The 697-nt window shown below is 69.2% G+C and carries 1 protein-coding gene; it reads right to left on the bottom strand.

Annotation, left to right across the window (positions count from 1 at the left end; translation table 11 throughout):
• Positions 1-697, bottom strand: a 697-nt coding sequence (locus DDE18_RS22475) for a CDP-glycerol glycerophosphotransferase family protein (protein WP_170313306.1), incomplete at both ends; no start/stop codon positions are given.

Below are 697 nucleotides of genomic sequence, written 5' to 3'. Positions count from 1 at the left end.
GGCCTCTTCCGCTTCGCCCAGGAGCTGGTCGCGGAGCGCAACCAACTCGGACACCGCAGCGAGGAAACGGGCCGTGCTGTCGCCCACGTGCAGGTCGTCGAAGTAGTGGTGCCGCATGGCCACCCGGGCAAGCTGGTGCTCGTCGTGCGCGAGCCGGTCGCGGAGAAGCGTCGTCAAGTCAGCCACGCCGGCCTCGTCGATGATGTCGGCGCAGCGGCTGATGGGCACCTCCTGCCGGAGCCGCTCGGGATCCCCGTGTCGGTCGGTGAGGAAGATCGGCTTCGCGGTGTGCAGGTAGAGCCAGTCGAGGCCTACCGAGGAGACATCGGTGACCAGTGCGTCGCAGCCAGGCATCACCGCGAGGATGTCGCCGCGCAGCACCTGGGCGTGGCCGGCGGCGGGGTCGCGCCGGGCGGCTTCGGCCACCAGTCGAACGATGTCCCGGTGGGCATCGAACACTCCGGGCGTCAGACTGGTCGTGAGCTTGGGGTGCGGCTTGTAGACCAATCGGACGTCGGGCACGGCGAGGATCGCGCGTACGATCGCCTCCCCCAGTGTGTCCACCGAGGTGTAGTCGTTGTACTCCGCGTCACCCTCCCAGGTAGGGGCGTACAGGACCGTACGCCGCGAGCTCGGTGCCAGGAGCGGTGTCCGGCGCAGGTCTAGCTGTGGCCGACCGATGCGTACCAGTCGGCCG

This window comes from Nocardioides gansuensis, assembly GCF_003076135.1.
Classification (GTDB): domain Bacteria; phylum Actinomycetota; class Actinomycetes; order Propionibacteriales; family Nocardioidaceae; genus Nocardioides; species Nocardioides gansuensis.
The sequence above is the reverse complement of the archived record's forward strand: the minus strand, read 5'-3'. Positions and strand labels throughout refer to the sequence as shown.